Origin of the sequence: Enterococcus saccharolyticus subsp. saccharolyticus, assembly GCF_029023825.1 — a bacterium.
Taxonomy (GTDB): Bacteria; Bacillota; Bacilli; order Lactobacillales; family Enterococcaceae; genus Enterococcus_F; species Enterococcus_F saccharolyticus.
Genome location: NZ_CP118957.1, coordinates 2,153,520 through 2,170,341 on the forward strand (window position 1 = coordinate 2,153,520; position 16,822 = coordinate 2,170,341).

Below are 16,822 nucleotides of genomic sequence, written 5' to 3' on the forward strand. Positions count from 1 at the left end.
TCACTTTCGAATGCGTTTATATATTAAAAGAAATGTCTCTTTGCTTTATTCATAACGCTGGATTGTTTCTGTAATTTCTTGATGAATGTCTTCTAATTGTGATGTTTGTGGATACGTTTTTAGTTGTGTTGCTAAATCGAACAATGCGACACGTAACGCATCAAAATCTAGTAATTCTGTCACAAAACGTTCGTACATGGTATCTTTTTGCTTTTCAGTTTCTGCTAGTGTCGTGGCCAACTGTTCACCTTCTGTATTAGGTATCATTGTATCTAACCAGTTGTTATACGCTTTTTGTGCAGCTTGATAGGTTTGTTGAGCTTGCTCCAGTTGCTCGGTCAAGTCTGTTTGTTGTTCTTTCTTCTGGCGAAGTTGTTCACTTACTGCGTCTAGTACTTGATTGTCAGCAATCACCGTTGCTGTTTTAGTTAAAATAGCTGACACATCCGCTTGTGTTTGTTTGACTTCGATAACGGTTTGTTGTTTTAATTCTTCTTGAAGTGTTTGTAGAATCTGGTCTTGCTCCAAAATAGTTTGTTGGTATGTTTGGTGTTTTATCTCGCTCGTTTGATTGGTCGCAACATCTAAGTCACTTGCAGCAGCATATTCAGATTCCAAAATAGTGATTTCTGTTTCCAGGCGTTGGCGTTTCACTTCAGCTTCGGCTACTGTTTGTTGCGCTTTAGCTTGTGCATCAAACTCTTCACTCGTTTCTAAAATCTCTTGTGCCGTTTGAATTTCTTCATTTAAGTTTGCTAGTTCTGCTTTTTTTTCACTTAAAGAAGTTGCTAATTCTTGTTTTTTAGTAGGATTTGCTGAAACTTTTTCTGTGGTAGTTTCTGCTGTTTGTTGTGTAGTACTTGCAGCCAATTTTTCTCGTGCTTCACTGACTTTTGCTTGTTGGGCAGCAATTTTAGCTTTTATTTCTTCTGTTTGCGGTTCATCCGATATTTGATTCGCGATCGTCTGCTCCGGATTCATTTTTTCATTATTCGTCACGACTTGCTCACCAATCACTTCATTTTGCCCATCAGTAACCATGACATAATTGCCATCCCAAGAAATCACAGTACCCACAGGTAACGTATATTGCTCTCCGTTTTGGTAGCCATTATCAGCTAATAATTGCATCGGATGTTTGATATTTAATGCGACACCGATATTCCAAATCGTATCTCCTTCAATCATGGTTAAGGAACGAGACGTTTCATCTATTCGACTTGCGATGTCTGCCACTGAGTTTACCTGCCAAGCATCCGCGTTGACTTCCTTTGGTTGCAAAAAAGTCGCGCCAAGGATACTCCCAAATGTGAGTCCATAAATCCCCCATTGCTTGTTTCGTTTCATCCTTTTGCCCCCTCCTTTTACAACTAGGGTAAACAAAAAAAGCACTAGGACTCTCCTAGTACTTTTTAATCAAACGTCGATTCATCCGAGCAGTCACCGTCAACACTAACACAATTGACACGAAACGATCGATATAATCGGTCATTGCTTGAACCAACAAGACACTGCCGACTTGTGGCAGACCAAAACCACGCAATAGTTGAACAATGATACTGGAACCCGAAGATGTAATGCCTCCGAATAACACAACTGTGATAATCGTTGCAATAATCGTGCCGGGTAGCGAAATCCATAAAGTCGTAAAAAATAGTTGTTTGCCTTCTAAACGAGTTTTCAAGAAATAGCCTGCACAAAAGCCCGTAATAATTTGAACCGGACCATAATACAGTGCAAATAAATCAGTCGTCACACCACTCAAAATGGCATTTAACAAGCCTGCGATTGCGCCGTAAATCGGTCCTAACAATACGGCTGCAAAAATCGTTCCAATCGTATCCAAATAAATAGGTAAGCGTAAAAATAACGCAATAGTTCCGCCAACATAGTTTAAAGCTAACGCTAGTGCGACAATAGTAATTGTTCGCGTAGAAACTGTTTTTATTTGATTCATAAGTGTTTATTCATCCTCATCGTAAGTTTTTTAAATCCGTTTGAATCAGTTCTTCTTGTGCATGAAGAATAACGGCTAAAAACTTCCCGAAGAAAGAATAAGTATCCACTTTAGTTAAAATTTTACTATTGGCAGGTTTCTGCCAAAAATCATAGCGATCTACGAGTGTTTGTCCCATACTGATGCTCGTTGTTTCCACAGCAGTAAAGCTCTTGAAACCCGTACAAATCGTTGGATCAATAAAATAGGCTACTGCTAAGGGGTCATTAATCACACAGCCTAAAATGTGTTCTTGCTGCCAATGAAAATCCACATAAAAACGTGTAATTGCTTGCAGATATTGACCGATTTCTGGATTTATTCGCTTGCAGTATTCAATGAGTGTTGGTGTAAAAACAATCTCACGTGTCACGTCTAAACCAATCATTTCAATCATACAAGACAACTGTTCATAGACACACGCTGCTGCATCCGGATCACACCAATAATTATATTCGGCTACCGGTGAACAATTCCCATGGCTTTTATATGTGCCACCCATTGAGACAAATCGTTGCAGGTGTTCTCCTAATTGCGGGTTTTTCTGCAAAGCTTGCGCAATGTTGGTCAATGGACCTAAAGCGATAATTGAGATGTCAGTTGGTTTGGCAAATGTTTCAGCTAAAAAAGTAGCTGCATCCTGAGTTTCGACAGTTTTTTCAGATGTTCTCGAAAAATAAGTCTCCCCTAATCCATCCATCCCATGCGTATCTTGCGCACTAACAAATGTTCGCTTCAAAGGACTCGCTGCTCCTTGATAAACAGGAATGTCTAACCGCTCACAGCGTTCTAAACAGCGCAAAGTATTTTCAACACCTAATTCAACCGGCACATTTCCACAAACTACGGTAATCCCAACGATATCAAGTTCAGGTGCCTGTACAGCAAGCATTAAAGCTAAGGTATCATCAATTCCTGGGTCACAATCAATAATGACTTTTCGTTGTTGCATTTCCAACCTCCTTTCAAGAGGTATCTAGTATTTTTATCCTGGGAAGTTTCGAACCAGTCCGAGAAATTCTCGATTTCATGCACGTTTCTCATCATACCGTAAATTAATTTAAATGAAAAGTAGCGAATGAAAAAAAGCACTAGAAATTTCTAGCGCTTCACAGCTTTAAATAAAGACGTTAAAATTAATCCGATTACTCCAACCATCAATGAATATGCTGGCATGCCAAACATATTATTTTGATTATCTAACAGCAAACGAACAAAATTGGTCGTGTAGTCGTTGGAAACTGTCGATACCACTTGTCCTGTATAACTATTTAAGTAGGTAAAAATCCCTAACTGTACAATAGAAAAAACAAAAGCGATAATCTGACTTTTTTTCGATGAAAGAAAATGTAAAACCAAAATAACCAACGGCACACCGACTAATGCATATTTGGCAATATCAAACAATTGAAAATTGTCCCGATATTTCATCAATAATTCTGGACTAAATGCTGCCCAGCGTTTAATGACACTTTCCATTTGATTAAATAACGTAATCAAATTATAATTCGAAAATTTTACAAAGCCTTCTCCCAACACACCGTATAAACTTGCCCCCACCGAAGACAAAGAAATAGCTGTTGATGGTGGCATTTTTTTCAAATTACGCGTGATTTTACGCATCATTTTTTTAAAACGACTCTTGAGCGTTTTCCTTCTTTTTCTAGCGATACGAACCCCTCTTTTACATTAAATTCCGTTTATAGTATACCATAAGAAGGGGAGCGTATGTTTGTGTTTTTTCTGGAAATTATCTGAAAAGTTTATTTTTCTTCTAGAATAGTTTTAATTTCTTCTTGAGACAAAGCTTTCCATGCAGAAGTTTCAAAATTGGTTAACGCGACTTCTGGATTTTCATTTTTATTCCACCATTTGGCTTCATAAGCAATCCCTTCAAACATCACACGCTGACCTGCTTTGTAGATGGTTTCTTCTGCCCATTTAGGATAGGTCTCTTCTGGAAGAGTCAATTGCGGCAATGGTTTTTCTCCAGGAAGTACAGGACCAAGTAACTGCCATGGCGGTTCTTCAGCACGTAAAATTGGACTATCTGGTGCATCGCCTTTCGTCCACCATTTAGCTTCATAGACATTATGACGCCAAACAATCTTTGTTTGCGCTAAATAGACGCCTTCTTTTGACCAAATAGGATATGGACTAGTAGCTGGATCATCTGGTTTTTGGAGCTCATCTTTCGTTATATCAGAAGCTGTGACAAGCTTAGCACTTTCTGCAATTTTACCGGTTAGATTCTTTTGTAATTGTTGTGCAAAGGCTTGATTCTCTTGTTCAACTCCACTATAAATATCCGAAACGAGGGCTGTTGGAAGATAATCTGGATTTGATTTTCGATCTCGATTTGCTGACCACATAGACATACGTCCTAGCTGTACTTTTTGCGCAAATTGATTCAATTCTTCGGCATCCTTGAAAATAATCCATCTCTACGCTAAATATCCACACTAATCGACAATACAGTTGATGGACGTGATGGTGTTCAATTGCCGAATCTTGATTAGCTGCTGTAATTAATGCTTTAGCCACCAAATACAATTCATTGGCTAAATCGTGTAAAACTTGCTCAATAAAAAATTTATCTACGTGGTCTTCATCAACTTCTTTTTTTGCCATTTGCCTTAACCAATCGCCAGCACGGGTATACTCTCTAGCAATTGCTCGTAAGCGATCATCTGAAACGGTCTTAGTCTTTTTCCCATTCTAAAATACCCGTAGCACATGTTCAAAATGAGCACGTGGTTCTTGTAGCAGATTTGTAATTTCTTGAATTAACTTTTTTGTAGCTTCTAATTTTTCCCTTGCTTCTGGATTTTTTTGTATAGGATTATCATCAATTAAAAGGACAACGCGCATCTTGGGATATTCCTGTAGCGCAGCAGAAAGCAAGGTTTTGCGAATAACAGAGACTTCTTCATCGTAAGAAGGCACTAACACAGTAATCGATGGTTGCTGTTTTTCAAAATGAGCATCAATTCTTTCTCGAGGTACTCGTGTATGCTAGTTGAACCTTCTAAATGCACCTTCTCTAGAAAACAAATAGACCAGTGCTGAAAAATTTAGCAATGTCACAATTAAAATATATAACGCTGCTTCGACTACCATTTTAAAATCAGAATGTTTATTCATCATTTGATTGAAAATAGTAGACGACACATATGTAACCCAAAAACCAATGGATACAATGATATATAAGCGATTTAACGTTAATTTAGAAACAGAAACTTTGTCATGTAATGTTGGCAACGGTGCGGTATTTTTTTCAGTTCCAAACTCTTTTTTTCTTATTTTCATTTTTTCACAACCTTTTTATTCCGCAACCAAATGTTTCGATTATAGAAATTATATAGTTCTAAAATTTAAAAATCAATACATTTTTTTCGATTACAGAAACGTTCGTATTTTTTTAAGTAACAGCAGACAAAAAATGACCGTGTGAGTAAACACACAGTCATTTGTTGAAGTTAATAACCACCACCAGGAATACCTAGGTACTCTTCTAATGTTTTATTCGAACGATAAATCGCACTCGCTTGATTTCCTACATAACGAACATGCCACGGTTCATATTGGTAACCAGTAATTGACTCTTTCCCTGCTTTATAGCGGATAATAAACCCGTGTTGATGCGCATTTTCTGCTAACCAATTTGCTTCACGGCTTCGTTCCAACAATGCACCATTCGTATGAATTAAGTCAAATGCTAAACCCGTTTGATGCTCAGAATATCCTGGGCGAGCAGAGAAGCGATCAGCAGCAGCTTGTCCATAAAGTCGTACGTAATTTTGATACAGTACATTTTGATAACTATATGAACGAAAACCACTATAACTATTGCTCACATCTAAATTCAACAATTGCATTGCTCGTAATAATTGACGGAATTTCCCTCCTGCAGTGGCATTTTCACCTGGATTGTAGCTGACTGGTAACGCATGTTTCTTATTCGCAATTAAAATACCATCAACATAGGTCACTCCCTGCTTGACTTCGACAGTTTTTGTGCCTGTCGCATTAATATAGCCCTGCCATTTATTATTACTGTCATATAGAGAATAGTAGATTGAACCATTCGCATGTTTGTAATAAACCTTCACTTGATAAACTTTACCACTAAGTTTCTTAGCGGTTGTTTTTCGTTCCCAACTAAAATTTTGCCAGACATCATAGTTTGACACGGGGATTGTTACCCGCTTTGTTATTGGAATAGCATTCCCTTGCAAACTAACACTTTTTTTAGTACTAGTTTCATTAATATAGCCCATCCAATTGCCTTGATTATCATATAGTGTTAAATAACGACTACCATTCATATGTCGATAATATCCTCTTGCTTGATACGTATGATTCTTTTTCGCTGCATTAGTCGTACGTTTTTGCCATGAGAAATTTTGCCAGACATATTGATCGTTCGTCACCGTAACAGATTTGCTATCCGCTTGATAAATGCCTTGGCGGCCACTAGCAATCCGCACATTGTTTTCATTCGTGTAACCCATCCATTGGCCTTGATTATCATATAATGTCAGATAACGATTACCATTTATATGTCGATAATAACCTCTCGCTTGGTACGTATAATTCTTTTTTGCTGCATTAGTTATACGTTTTTGCCATGAAAAATTTTGCCACATGTATTGATCATTTATAACAGTCACATACTGATGGTTAGCCTGATAAATACCTTGGCGACCTTCCGCAAGTACCACATTATTTTCGTTCGTGTAACCCATCCACTTGCCTTGATCATCATATAACGTCAGATAACGACTGCCATTAAAATGTTGATAGTACCCTCTCGCTTGGTACGTATGGTTCTTTTTTGCTGCATTAGTTGTACGTTTTTGCCATGAAAAATTTTGCCACATATATTGGTCGTTTTGGACAGTTACAAATCTACCATAACCATTGTATTTTCCATTGGCTTCCTTGGTTAGTTCTAATGATTTTTCTTCAACATACCCTATTGAACGATCTTTTGTGGAAATTTTGTAATAGGTTACATTATTTTTTGTTACTTTATTCTCTACTTTTACTGTTTGATTGATAAAATTAGCAGTAGTATCGATTTCATTTTTAAGTCCATCATCCCAAACCTTAGTCGTTGAAATAATTGTTCCATATGGAAGAACAATTGATTGACTAAATAACTGGACAGATGGTTCGTCACTCGTTTCCATTGTGTCTGATAGCGCTTCTTCTGAACTACTAGTTGTTGTCTCCAGTATTTCAGCTTCTGATGTTGATGTCTCAACCGATTCACTCGAAACAGTACTAGACGCTTCAATCAATGATTCACTTGTTGTTATGCTTTCACTATCCGTCGTCTCTTCCAATAAGCTTTCTGTTGTTTCAACTAATGAACTTTCATACGTGGCAGATATCTGTACCTCTGACGATTCACTTAACGATTTACTGATGGATTCAGTAGGAGTAACCGAAGATTCTGAATCAGATAGTGTGGTAGACATTTCGTCAGCAACTATTTTCAGCGGAAAACTTCCCATAACCCATACAATAACCAACCATTTTCTTAGCTGTTTTTTCATATTTTCCCTCCTAAAAATCGATTACACTTCTAGTATAACAAATTCATCCAAGAGAAGAGCACCGTTTCGTCAGCTATAAGGATTTTCATGAATAAAAATCCTCCTATTAATCAATTAAATTGACAGATACGTCCCTTTCCTTTAGCCTAATAACTGTAATTATTTTTGTTATTTTAAAGGGGATGCTTATGAAGAAATTAGGACTTAAATGGCAACGCTGGGGAGTATTGTTAGCAACAAGTACGTTACTTATTCCATTATCTACAGGTGTGTTAGACACCATCGATTCAACCAATGAAGTGGCTCAATCGACAACAGAAAATGTGTTATCTTCGGTTGATTTATCTGAAAGTACTCATTTATCAGAAGAAAACGCACCAACATCGGCAACAAATGAGAGCACTTCAATCACAACAACGGAATCCTCGATTGAAAGTTCTTCTGCCATCGTGGAAAGTTCCGATGAAGAACTGCCAACAACGTTCACCTTAGCTGATTATGAAAATAGTTCAGCTTTAGAACTAGCAGAAGCTGTCCGCCAACAACGAGTCACCAGTGTACAGTTAGTAAAATATGCGTTTCAAAAAATACATGAACAAGAGGATACCTTTCATGCAATGATTTCGTTACGCGAAGCAGAAGCCTTAAAAGAAGCGGCAGATTTGGAAGACAACGGGCAACCTTTCTTAGGTGTGCCATTAATTCTGAAAGGATTAGGTCATACCATTGCTGGCGGAAGCAACTCCAATGGATTAACGTTTGCCAAAGATGTCGTTTCTCGATCCACAGGAACATTTACAAAAGCATTTCAAAATGCTGGATTTATCGTAATTGGACAAACCAATTATCCTGAAATGGGCTTAAAAAATATTACGAATTCTAAACTTTATGGGCCCACAGGTAGCGCGTGGAATCCTTTGTATCAAGCAGGTGGTTCGTCGGGTGGTTCTGCTACAGGAGTTGCCTTAGGTTATGCGCCAGTAGGTTCTGGTAGTGATGCGGGTGGTTCAATTCGTATTCCTGCCGCTTGGAATGGCATTATTGGAATGAAACCGTCACGAGGAGTGTTAGTTGGCAATTCAGCTAGTGAACGTGGACAAACAAGCCATTTTGCGGAAACAAAAACCATGGCCGATACGATTGCTTTATTTAATGCGTTTCAGACACAAGAACTACCTAATATCCCATTGTCTCAAGAAATAAAAATTGCTTATTCAACCAAATCACCTGTCGGAACACCAGTGGACCCAGCGGCAATTCAAGCCGTAGAAACAGCGGTTGCTTTTTTACGTGAACAAGGTTTTCAAGTAGAAGAAGTTGAGCAACCTTACGATGGTGTCAAATTGATGGAAAATTATTATACCATTGGCGCTAGTTCGATGGGGATAATTGATTTCTTAGCCAAACAACAAGCCAAGCGACCGGTGGAAATTGATGATGTGGATTGGACAACATGGGCATTGTTCCAGACAAGTAAAGATTTAACCAAAGAAGATGTCGATCAAGCTTGGGAAAATGTACGACAAATCGGTGCCGAACTTGCAGCTTTCCAAGAACAATATCCGTTATTTTTAACACCAACAACCGCAACAACTGCACCTTTGTTAAATGATACAGCGATGCTTCCTGAACATATTGAAGCCATTAAACAGATGGAAAATTTAACCAAAGAAGAAAAATTACAACTCGTCTACGATCAATGGTTGCCAGGATTAACCCACACGCCATTTACACAAGTTGCTAATTTAACAGGAACACCAGCTATCAGTTTGCCAACCTATGTATCAGCAGACGGATTACCATTAGGGATTCAATTTATGGCAGCACAAAACAACGATCGCTTGTTATTGGCAGTAGGACAATTATTTGAAGATAACCAACAGTTTAATCAAGCCGCTCAACTACCAGAAGAACCAGATGAAACAGGGAATTCCAGTTCAGAAGATACAACTGAATCCAGTGAAGAAACAACGCAATCGAGTAGTACAGCATCAAGCGATGAAAATGTTATGCAATCGATTAGTACCGAAACAAGCAGTACATCGAGCAATAGTTTAGAATCGAGCACAACGATAACATCAACAACTGAAACAGAGTCATCATCACGTACAACTGAATCAATACCTACGAGTGAGAGCGATACGCATCATACAACAGAATCCAGTCATGAAACGACATCTTCATCTAGTCATACGAAAGATTCTTCAAGTAAAGCTACCTCACAATCCAGTAACACGAAAAATAACACAAAACCGAAAGCAACAACCCGTCCTTCTCAAGAAACAGGACAAAAGAAATCCGCTGCTAGAAAAGACCAACGTACTGAACAGTTGCCTAAAACTGGCGAAATAGAAAATACGTGGCCAATTCTTGGCGTTAGTATCATAGTCTTAACTAGCGGCATCATCGGTTGGCGAAAAATAAAGAATTAAATGCAAAAAAGCAACATCAATTATAGTAAAAACTATAATTGATGTTGCTTTTTTGTAACAAATATATAGAACCACAGACCTAAGTATAAACCGGCAAGTATGGGCAAATAATATATACTATTTATCATAACAACTGAATGAGCAAGTAACGTGAATTTTAGAATCAGTGCCACTGAGCCTATCAAATACACCACAAAATCAAGACACAACAACCACTGATAACTCGCTTCGTCTCTATAACGCAACGTACGTAACACAATAACAATCACTAACGCTGTCGTAATCAACAAAACAATAATTGGTAAAAAACGCATCATCACTGGAAATACATAAAATCTAGTGTAAAAATTACGAACAAATTGTTGGACCCAAACATTTAGCAGTAAGACCAGTAACGGGACAATAGATAGTAACAAGTAATCGATTGTTTTTTTCATGATGGTCACCTCTATTTATTGTACCACGAAATGTTAAATAGCTTGCACATACATAAGAATCAATCCCCTATAAATAATAGTAGTTACTACAAATAGAAATTCTTTGATTAGAAACCACAATAGGATTGGTTATGCTATGTTTTATCAATCAACGAAGAAATTTGTAACCTTTCTGACAATCAAACGTTATATTAAGAAGACGTGTATCCTTCCATGCTCCTCTATGGACTCTCTCTTACAAGGTCACACTACGAAGCTGAAGACCTTGTACAAGAAGCCTTATATCGCTTTTTATTAATTTATGACCAATTAGAAGATACCAATTATAAAGCACGGTTATTTCGTGTCATGCGCAATTATTATTTTGACAAACAACGAAAAGAAAAGAAAAAACCGACGATTTACTCCATAAATTTATCCAATTAAACGAGCATGAACAACTCTATCAAGCAATTGCGCATCTAAAAGAGCCCTACCAAGAAATTCTAGTATCCTATTACTTTTTGGATATGTCGATAAAAAATATTGCTGATATTACTGGTTTAAAGCTAAGCAATGTCAAAGTGTTGTTATATCGCGGCAGAAAACAATTGAAGGAGGTATTAAGTAATGAAAAATTATCGTGAACGATTAGAAAAATATCAAAACAATGAAATGACCGATGCTGAAGCTACAATATTTGAAAAAGAATTACAGGATGCCACTGCTTTATTTGATTATTTACTGGAACATGAGGAATTAGAAGATTTCCCCCCAACCAGTGACTCTGCTTTTAAAGAAGATAAACAAGTAAAACAAAAAATTCGTCAGCGCCTTTACCGAGTAACTGCCATCATCACTATAGTCGTGCTATTGATTATCGGTGGTAGCAGCTATCTGATACCAAAATTATTGGATGCCTATTATTACAACCCTTTAGAAAATCAAAAACTTGATGAAAACGGTGATTTCCGCAAGTTACAACCAAGTAAGATGGAATTATACCAGCGCGTTTATCAGCAAGTTGCTCTCGAACAAGATCGTTTTGTAAATACTTCTATTACTAAAATTGGCCCTGCAACGTACGAAGTTCATCAAATGAACTTCAACGATTTTAAAGGGAATCCAAGCATAAACACCTACGTGATAAATAAAGGAAAAGTAGCTAGTATCCAAGCAGAGACAAATGTGAATCCGTCATTAATTTATCATCAACATTTAGTACTACCTGACTATCTTGTTGATCATGAAAAGGATACATCGCCAGGAACGTTAAAATCTAAAATTGAGAAGCTACCTGAATCTTCTTGGTTAAAATTGAAATTGCCGTTTCCAAAACCACTTACTTGGGACAACCTACAACAATTTATTTCGGAGCATCCAGAAGTTACTTTCTATACAGCAACGTTAAAAGGCTTTGATAATTTAGGTGTGAGATTAGACTATGAAAATAATTATACTGATACGCTAAGTGGGTTTAATATACCAAAATATGATTCAGTATTTATTGAACAGTTAGAAAAAGACTACCCACAATTAATTAGCCCAACCGGTACAATAAGACCGTCTATGACCGAAGATGATGTTAAAAGTTTTTTGATTTCTAACTTCACTTATCTTCTGAACCATCCAGAAGATAATTTTGTTCAGTATACTGCAGGAATATTTCATCAGAAACAAGACTATCAAAACGCACTCACTTCTTTAAAAAACGATGAACTGGAATTTAGTCATATTGAAGTCGCACTACCTAAATCAATCTATTCTACCTTTGTCACGTTGGATAACTTCCATTACGTTACACTAGAAGATTTGGCGATTTTTTCAATGTATCAAACAGACTAAGCATAAATCTGTTATAATCAAAGGGAAATGGAAGGTGTTAAGTATGAATCATAATGATCGTTTAACGCGCTTACGCTATGCGCTAGACATTAAAGATAACGATATGATAAAAATTTTTGAATTAGGTGGCGTAACTGTTACTAAAGAAGAAGTCCGAGAAATGCTAAAGAAAAAAGACGAAGAAAACTATGAATTAGCATTAACCAATGAAAATTTCGAACGATTTTTAAACGGTATGATTACTTCGCAACGTGGTGTACGTGAAGGAGCCCCAGAACCTGTATTGGAACTACACAATGGCAATGCCAATAACTTATTGCTAAAGAAATTAAAAATTGCCCTTTCTCTAACTAGTGAAGATATGTTAGACATTTTAGCACTTGCAGGCGTGAACGTTTCTAAAGGAGAACTCGGCGCGATTCTACGTAAAGAAGGTCATCGCAATTATAAACCTTGTTTGGATAAATATGCGCGTAACTTCTTAAAAGGTTTAATGTTAGAATACCGCAAGGATAAATAGACAACTAACCCGCATCAGATAAAAAATCTGATGCGGGTTAGTTCGTTCTTATTTACTACGCTTGTCATTAATTGCTTTGTATAAATCACCAGTTGTTTGAATGTTTTGCAACTCATCCACATTGACATTGGCTTTTTTAGCTAGTGCATCAATATTTTCTTGCGTCACTTCATCATTGATATTGATCGACGCAATATTCGTCACTTTACCATCTTCCATACTTGGTAACTCCAAAATATCTGCATTCACTAAGTCGACAACATCTTGTCGAACCTCTGCATCATTATCTACACCAATAATTTTCCAATTATTTAGTAATACGCCTTCATAGACGCCATTTTTCTCTTCTTTAATATAACGAGCAGATAATTCTCTAATACGTCCTTCTACTTCACCAAAAGCATCTTGAGCAAAAGTAGAATACCCTTCTTTAAATTCTCTCCCCGCTAATGGACCATCTTCTGATACTAAAAAGTTCATTCTATATTGATTCATCCCAATTTTAAGCGTTTCATCATCTTTGATTGGTGTATCATCTAAACGTCTTAAATTGATAATTCGGTTGCCCGCTTCTTGCGATAAATCAATCTCATATTTCACATTGTAAAAACGATCATTCGTATTGTATTTACTTGTTCGGCGTTCAGGATTAAAGCTGACTGTCACATCGCCGGGTCTCGTTTGATTATAATAATCAGCGCCCCATTCCATATAATCTTTTAAATCTTTACCGGTGATTTCATAGACGGTTACTTCCCCATCTGTAAATTGGTAATTTCGAGCAATGTCTTTTTTCTTAATCTCTCCCATATCTAACAAAGGTGTGTCAGTGTCAATTTGAAACGCGACTACATCGGCTCCTTGGCTATAGTGAAGCATTACTTCACCAAAGAAATTGACTAAAGGCGTTTCTTGAATTTGTGCAGCTGAAATCCCTTGAATCTCATTTTCAGGAACTAAATCCATACCTACAAGTTCACCTAACACCGTATTCGCATCTTTTCTGGCACGTTCATGCGAAGGTTTTAGTAATTCGTTAATTTCAGGATCTTCTTCATAACCAGCCACTTCTATAGCAGAACCAGATTTATCTTTGACTTCATAACCATCTTCATTTTTAGACAAGGTCAAGTCAACACGCGAAACAAAACGACCATATTTATCAGGTTCTACAATCAATACATCATTGATGAACTCTTCTTCTACTAGTGTGTGCATATGACCAGCAAATACCACATCCAATTCTGGAACTGCTTCTGCCATATCTGCTACTCCGGTGTTATGTACATCATTTTCATTCGATATCCCCATGTGGACAACACCCACTAACACATCCACATCTTTTTTCAAGTTTTTCACAACTTCAATCGTTTCTTTGACAGGATCTGTTAATTTTTTTCCATCAAAAATATCTGTATCTTTTTTAAATTCAGCAACCAATGGTGTCGTCATCCCAATAAAACCAATTTTCACACCATCGCGTTCCACAATTTTATACGAATCAAAATACGGTGTCCCATCGTCAAGCTGCACGTTTCCTGCTAAAACACCACCGTCAAACTGCTCCGTGATATTATCCAAAACATCAAAGCCATAATCGAACTCATGATTTCCCATCGTCCAAACATCATAATCCAAAGCTTTTAACACTTCTGTGGCTGGATGATGGTCATCATTTTTGAACAGTTCCGCAGAATTATCCTGAATCAAATCGCCCGCATCAACTAAAACAGTGTGTTCATTTTCATCTCGAATTTCTTTGACAATTGTACTAATTTGCGCAAAACTTCCTGCTTTATTTTCGACATCTGTCGCATAATCCCACGCCATGTAACGACCATGAATATCTGAAGTTCCTAAAATAGTTATTTGTTTCTCTTCCGAAGTTGAGCTTTCCGTTTCTTTGTCTTCACTGGTAGTATTTGTCGCACAGCCAGCAAGGACCCCCATGCTTAATAAAACAAGCCACTTCTTATTGATATATCTCTTCATAATCACCAACATATCTCTAGCCCTATCTAAAGATATTCCCCTTCCATCTATTTTGAAAACAATTCCAAAAATTAGCATAACATATTGAAGTAGGATGGGCAATTGGTTGGTTTTTGCTTGATAACAACCTACTCACTAGTGGGTGGATAGGCTACAATAAACTAGACAGAAAAGATAAGGTGTGTAAACTATCAGAAAACACATTGGAGGAATCATTTCATGTCGCAAAGAAGAGAACGCAGAACCTACACGCAAGAATTTAAACAACAAATGGTCGACTTATTAAATTCGGGGAAACCAAGAGCCGACATCATCAGAGAAAAGGAATTTGATAATAAACTAATTGATACGACCTTAAAGACATTTGCCATCAAACGATCACTGAGCAAGAAAGGTTGTCCTTATGATAATGCAGTGGCAGAATCAACCTATAAATCATTCAAAGCAGAATTTGTTTATCCGAACACATTTGACACATTGAATCAACTCAAACTGCAATTATTTGATTACGTCAATCGGATTAGATAACAAGCACCTGATTTTTACACTTTATAATTTTTGTCAAAAAAAGGGTTGCCATTCCACTTTCCCCACGCCCAAACAAAAAAGCCAGAAACACCTTCCAGTAGGCATTTCTAGCTTAATCAATTCAATTATCCTACAGACCCTTCCATCTCATACGAAATCAAGCGATTCAACTCAACTGCGTACTCCATTGGAAGTTCTTTGGTAAATGGTTCGACAAATCCCATAACAATCATTTCCGTTGCTTCGCCTTCTGAAAGGCCGCGACTCATTAGGTAATATAATTGTTCTTCTGAAATTTTTGATACTTTGGCTTCGTGCTCTAGGGCAACTTGGCTGTTGTGGATTTCATTAAATGGAATGGTATCAGATTTTGATAGGTCATCCATAATGATGGTGTCACATTCGATATGTGAGATAGAACCTTTACTCTTCTTACCGAATGTTACTTGTCCACGATAGTTCACTTCACCACCGTCTTTGGCGATTGATTTAGATACAATCGAACTAGAGGTATTTGGTGCGTTGTGAATCATTTTAGCACCCGTATCTTGAATTTGTTTGGCACCTGCAAAGGCAATGGACAACATCGTACCGCGTGCGCCTTCTCCTTCAAGGTAAACGCTTGGGTATTTCATGGTTGTTTTGGCACCTAGGTTTCCATCAATCCATTCAACGGTTGCGCCTTCCATTGCTTTGGCGCGTTTTGTTACTAAGTTATAGACGTTATCTGACCAGTTTTGGATCGTTGTATAACGGCAATATGCGTCTTTTAAGGTAAAGATTTCAACAATCGCAGCATGCAAGCTGTTACTTGAATACGTTGGTGCGGTACAACCTTCAACGTAATGGACACTAGCACCTTCGTCAACGACAATTAACGTACGTTCAAACTGACCAGTATTTTCAGCATTAATACGGAAATACGTTTGTAGTGGCACATCCACACGAACACCTTTTGGTACATAGATAAAGGTTCCACCTGACCATACGGCTGAGTTTAATGCGGCTAATTTATTGTCAGTTGGTGGCACTAATTTTGAGAAGTATTGTTTGAAAATTTCTGGGTATTCTTTTAATGCTGAATCGGTATCTGTAAAGATAATCCCTAGTTTTTCAAATTCTTCTTTCATATTGTGATAAACTACTTCTGATTCGTATTGTGCAGAAGCACCAGCTAAATAGGCACGTTCTGCTTCGGGAATTCCGATACGTTCAAAGGTTTCTTTGATTTTTTCAGGAACATCTTCCCAATCACGGGCTGGTTTATCACTTGGTTTTTGGTAGTATTTAATGGCGTTGAAATCAATATCTGATAAGTCTGGACCCCATTTTTGCATTGGCATTTTATTGAAGGCTTCCAATGATTTCAAACGGAATTCTAACATCCATTCTGGTTCGCCTTTGACACGTGAGATTTCACGGACGATATCTTCGGTTAGTCCTTCTCCGGTACTAAAGACTGGTTCCACGTCATCGTGGAAACCATATTTATATTCTTCTAATTCAGGTACTCCCATGTTTCTCACTCC

At 37.4% G+C, this 16,822-nt stretch carries 16 protein-coding genes and 1 pseudogene; 6 read left to right on the top strand and 11 right to left on the bottom strand.

What is annotated here, in order from left to right:
- Nucleotides 1-45: 45 nt before the first annotated feature.
- The 8 genes from PYW32_RS11005 to PYW32_RS11040 form a co-directional block, all read right to left on the bottom strand.
- Entirely contained in the window at nt 46-1,347 is a 1,302-nt protein-coding gene (locus PYW32_RS11005) for a coiled-coil domain-containing protein (protein ID WP_016174240.1), read from the bottom strand.
- Between the two features lie 55 nt (nt 1,348-1,402).
- The gene (locus PYW32_RS11010) at nt 1,403-1,957 is read right to left on the bottom strand and encodes an ECF transporter S component (protein WP_016174239.1); all 555 of its coding nucleotides are present in this window, start codon (nt 1,955-1,957) and stop codon (nt 1,403-1,405) included.
- 16 nt (nt 1,958-1,973) lie between these two features.
- On the bottom strand, nt 1,974-2,948 hold the full coding sequence (locus PYW32_RS11015) for a nucleoside hydrolase (RefSeq protein WP_016174238.1): 975 nt from the start codon (nt 2,946-2,948) through the stop codon (nt 1,974-1,976).
- 149 nt (nt 2,949-3,097) lie between these two features.
- Nucleotides 3,098-3,622 carry a hypothetical protein gene (locus tag PYW32_RS11020; RefSeq protein ID WP_016174237.1) on the bottom strand — a complete coding sequence of 175 codons (525 nt, stop codon included), beginning with the start codon at nt 3,620-3,622 and terminating at the stop codon, nt 3,098-3,100.
- A 137-nt stretch (nt 3,623-3,759) separates the two neighbouring features.
- Nucleotides 3,760-4,410, bottom strand: a complete 651-nt coding sequence (locus tag PYW32_RS11025) for a carbohydrate-binding protein (protein WP_016174236.1) — start codon at nt 4,408-4,410, stop codon at nt 3,760-3,762.
- 304 nt (nt 4,411-4,714) lie between these two features.
- Entirely contained in the window at nt 4,715-4,867 is a 153-nt protein-coding gene (locus PYW32_RS11030; RefSeq protein WP_154650059.1) for a hypothetical protein, read from the bottom strand.
- Nucleotides 4,868-5,011: 144 nt separating this feature from the next.
- Nucleotides 5,012-5,305, bottom strand: coding sequence for a hypothetical protein (locus PYW32_RS11035; RefSeq protein WP_016174235.1), 294 nt, complete (start codon nt 5,303-5,305; stop codon nt 5,012-5,014).
- Between the two features lie 170 nt (nt 5,306-5,475).
- Nucleotides 5,476-7,560, bottom strand: coding sequence for a M15 family metallopeptidase (locus tag PYW32_RS11040; RefSeq protein WP_016174234.1), 2,085 nt, complete (start codon nt 7,558-7,560; stop codon nt 5,476-5,478).
- Between the two features lie 188 nt (nt 7,561-7,748).
- Here PYW32_RS11040 and PYW32_RS11045 point away from each other — a divergent pair, with 188 nt between their 5' ends.
- Nucleotides 7,749-9,992, top strand: a complete 2,244-nt coding sequence (locus tag PYW32_RS11045; protein WP_016174233.1) for an amidase family protein — start codon at nt 7,749-7,751, stop codon at nt 9,990-9,992.
- Between the two features lie 32 nt (nt 9,993-10,024).
- On the opposite strand, the gene PYW32_RS11050 is transcribed toward PYW32_RS11045, so the two are convergent.
- The gene (locus tag PYW32_RS11050; RefSeq protein ID WP_016174232.1) at nt 10,025-10,429 is read right to left on the bottom strand and encodes a hypothetical protein; all 405 of its coding nucleotides are present in this window, start codon (nt 10,427-10,429) and stop codon (nt 10,025-10,027) included.
- Nucleotides 10,430-10,642: 213 nt separating this feature from the next.
- On the opposite strand from PYW32_RS11050, the gene PYW32_RS11055 reads away from it, so the two are divergent.
- The 4 genes from PYW32_RS11055 to PYW32_RS11070 are packed head-to-tail and all read left to right on the top strand — an operon-like array spanning nt 10,643 to nt 12,773.
- The gene (locus tag PYW32_RS11055) at nt 10,643-10,855 is read left to right on the top strand and encodes a sigma factor (protein ID WP_016174231.1); all 213 of its coding nucleotides are present in this window, start codon (nt 10,643-10,645) and stop codon (nt 10,853-10,855) included.
- A gap of 26 nt (nt 10,856-10,881) precedes the next feature.
- Nucleotides 10,882-11,055, top strand: a complete 174-nt coding sequence (locus tag PYW32_RS11060) for an RNA polymerase sigma factor (protein WP_245558565.1) — start codon at nt 10,882-10,884, stop codon at nt 11,053-11,055.
- Nucleotides 11,039-12,253, top strand: a complete 1,215-nt coding sequence (locus PYW32_RS11065) for a hypothetical protein (RefSeq protein WP_016174230.1) — start codon at nt 11,039-11,041, stop codon at nt 12,251-12,253. The genes PYW32_RS11060 and PYW32_RS11065 overlap by 17 nt, the downstream gene beginning before the upstream one ends.
- A gap of 43 nt (nt 12,254-12,296) precedes the next feature.
- Nucleotides 12,297-12,773 (top strand): YehS family protein, encoded by a 477-nt coding sequence (locus tag PYW32_RS11070; protein WP_016174229.1) that lies wholly within the window; start codon nt 12,297-12,299, stop codon nt 12,771-12,773.
- Nucleotides 12,774-12,821: 48 nt separating this feature from the next.
- Here the strand turns inward: PYW32_RS11070 and PYW32_RS11075 are convergent, their stop codons facing one another.
- Nucleotides 12,822-14,777, bottom strand: coding sequence for a bifunctional metallophosphatase/5'-nucleotidase (locus PYW32_RS11075; protein WP_016174228.1), 1,956 nt, complete (start codon nt 14,775-14,777; stop codon nt 12,822-12,824).
- 303 nt (nt 14,778-15,080) lie between these two features.
- Between PYW32_RS11075 and PYW32_RS11080 the strand changes: the two are divergent.
- Nucleotides 15,081-15,281 (top strand): annotated as a pseudogene (locus tag PYW32_RS11080) (IS3 family transposase); the annotation flags it as partial.
- Between the two features lie 137 nt (nt 15,282-15,418).
- Here PYW32_RS11080 and sufB read toward each other — a convergent pair.
- Complete coding sequence (sufB, locus tag PYW32_RS11085) at nt 15,419-16,810, bottom strand: Fe-S cluster assembly protein SufB (RefSeq protein ID WP_016174226.1); 1,392 nt, start codon at nt 16,808-16,810, stop codon at nt 15,419-15,421.
- Nucleotides 16,811-16,822: the final 12 nt, after the last annotated feature.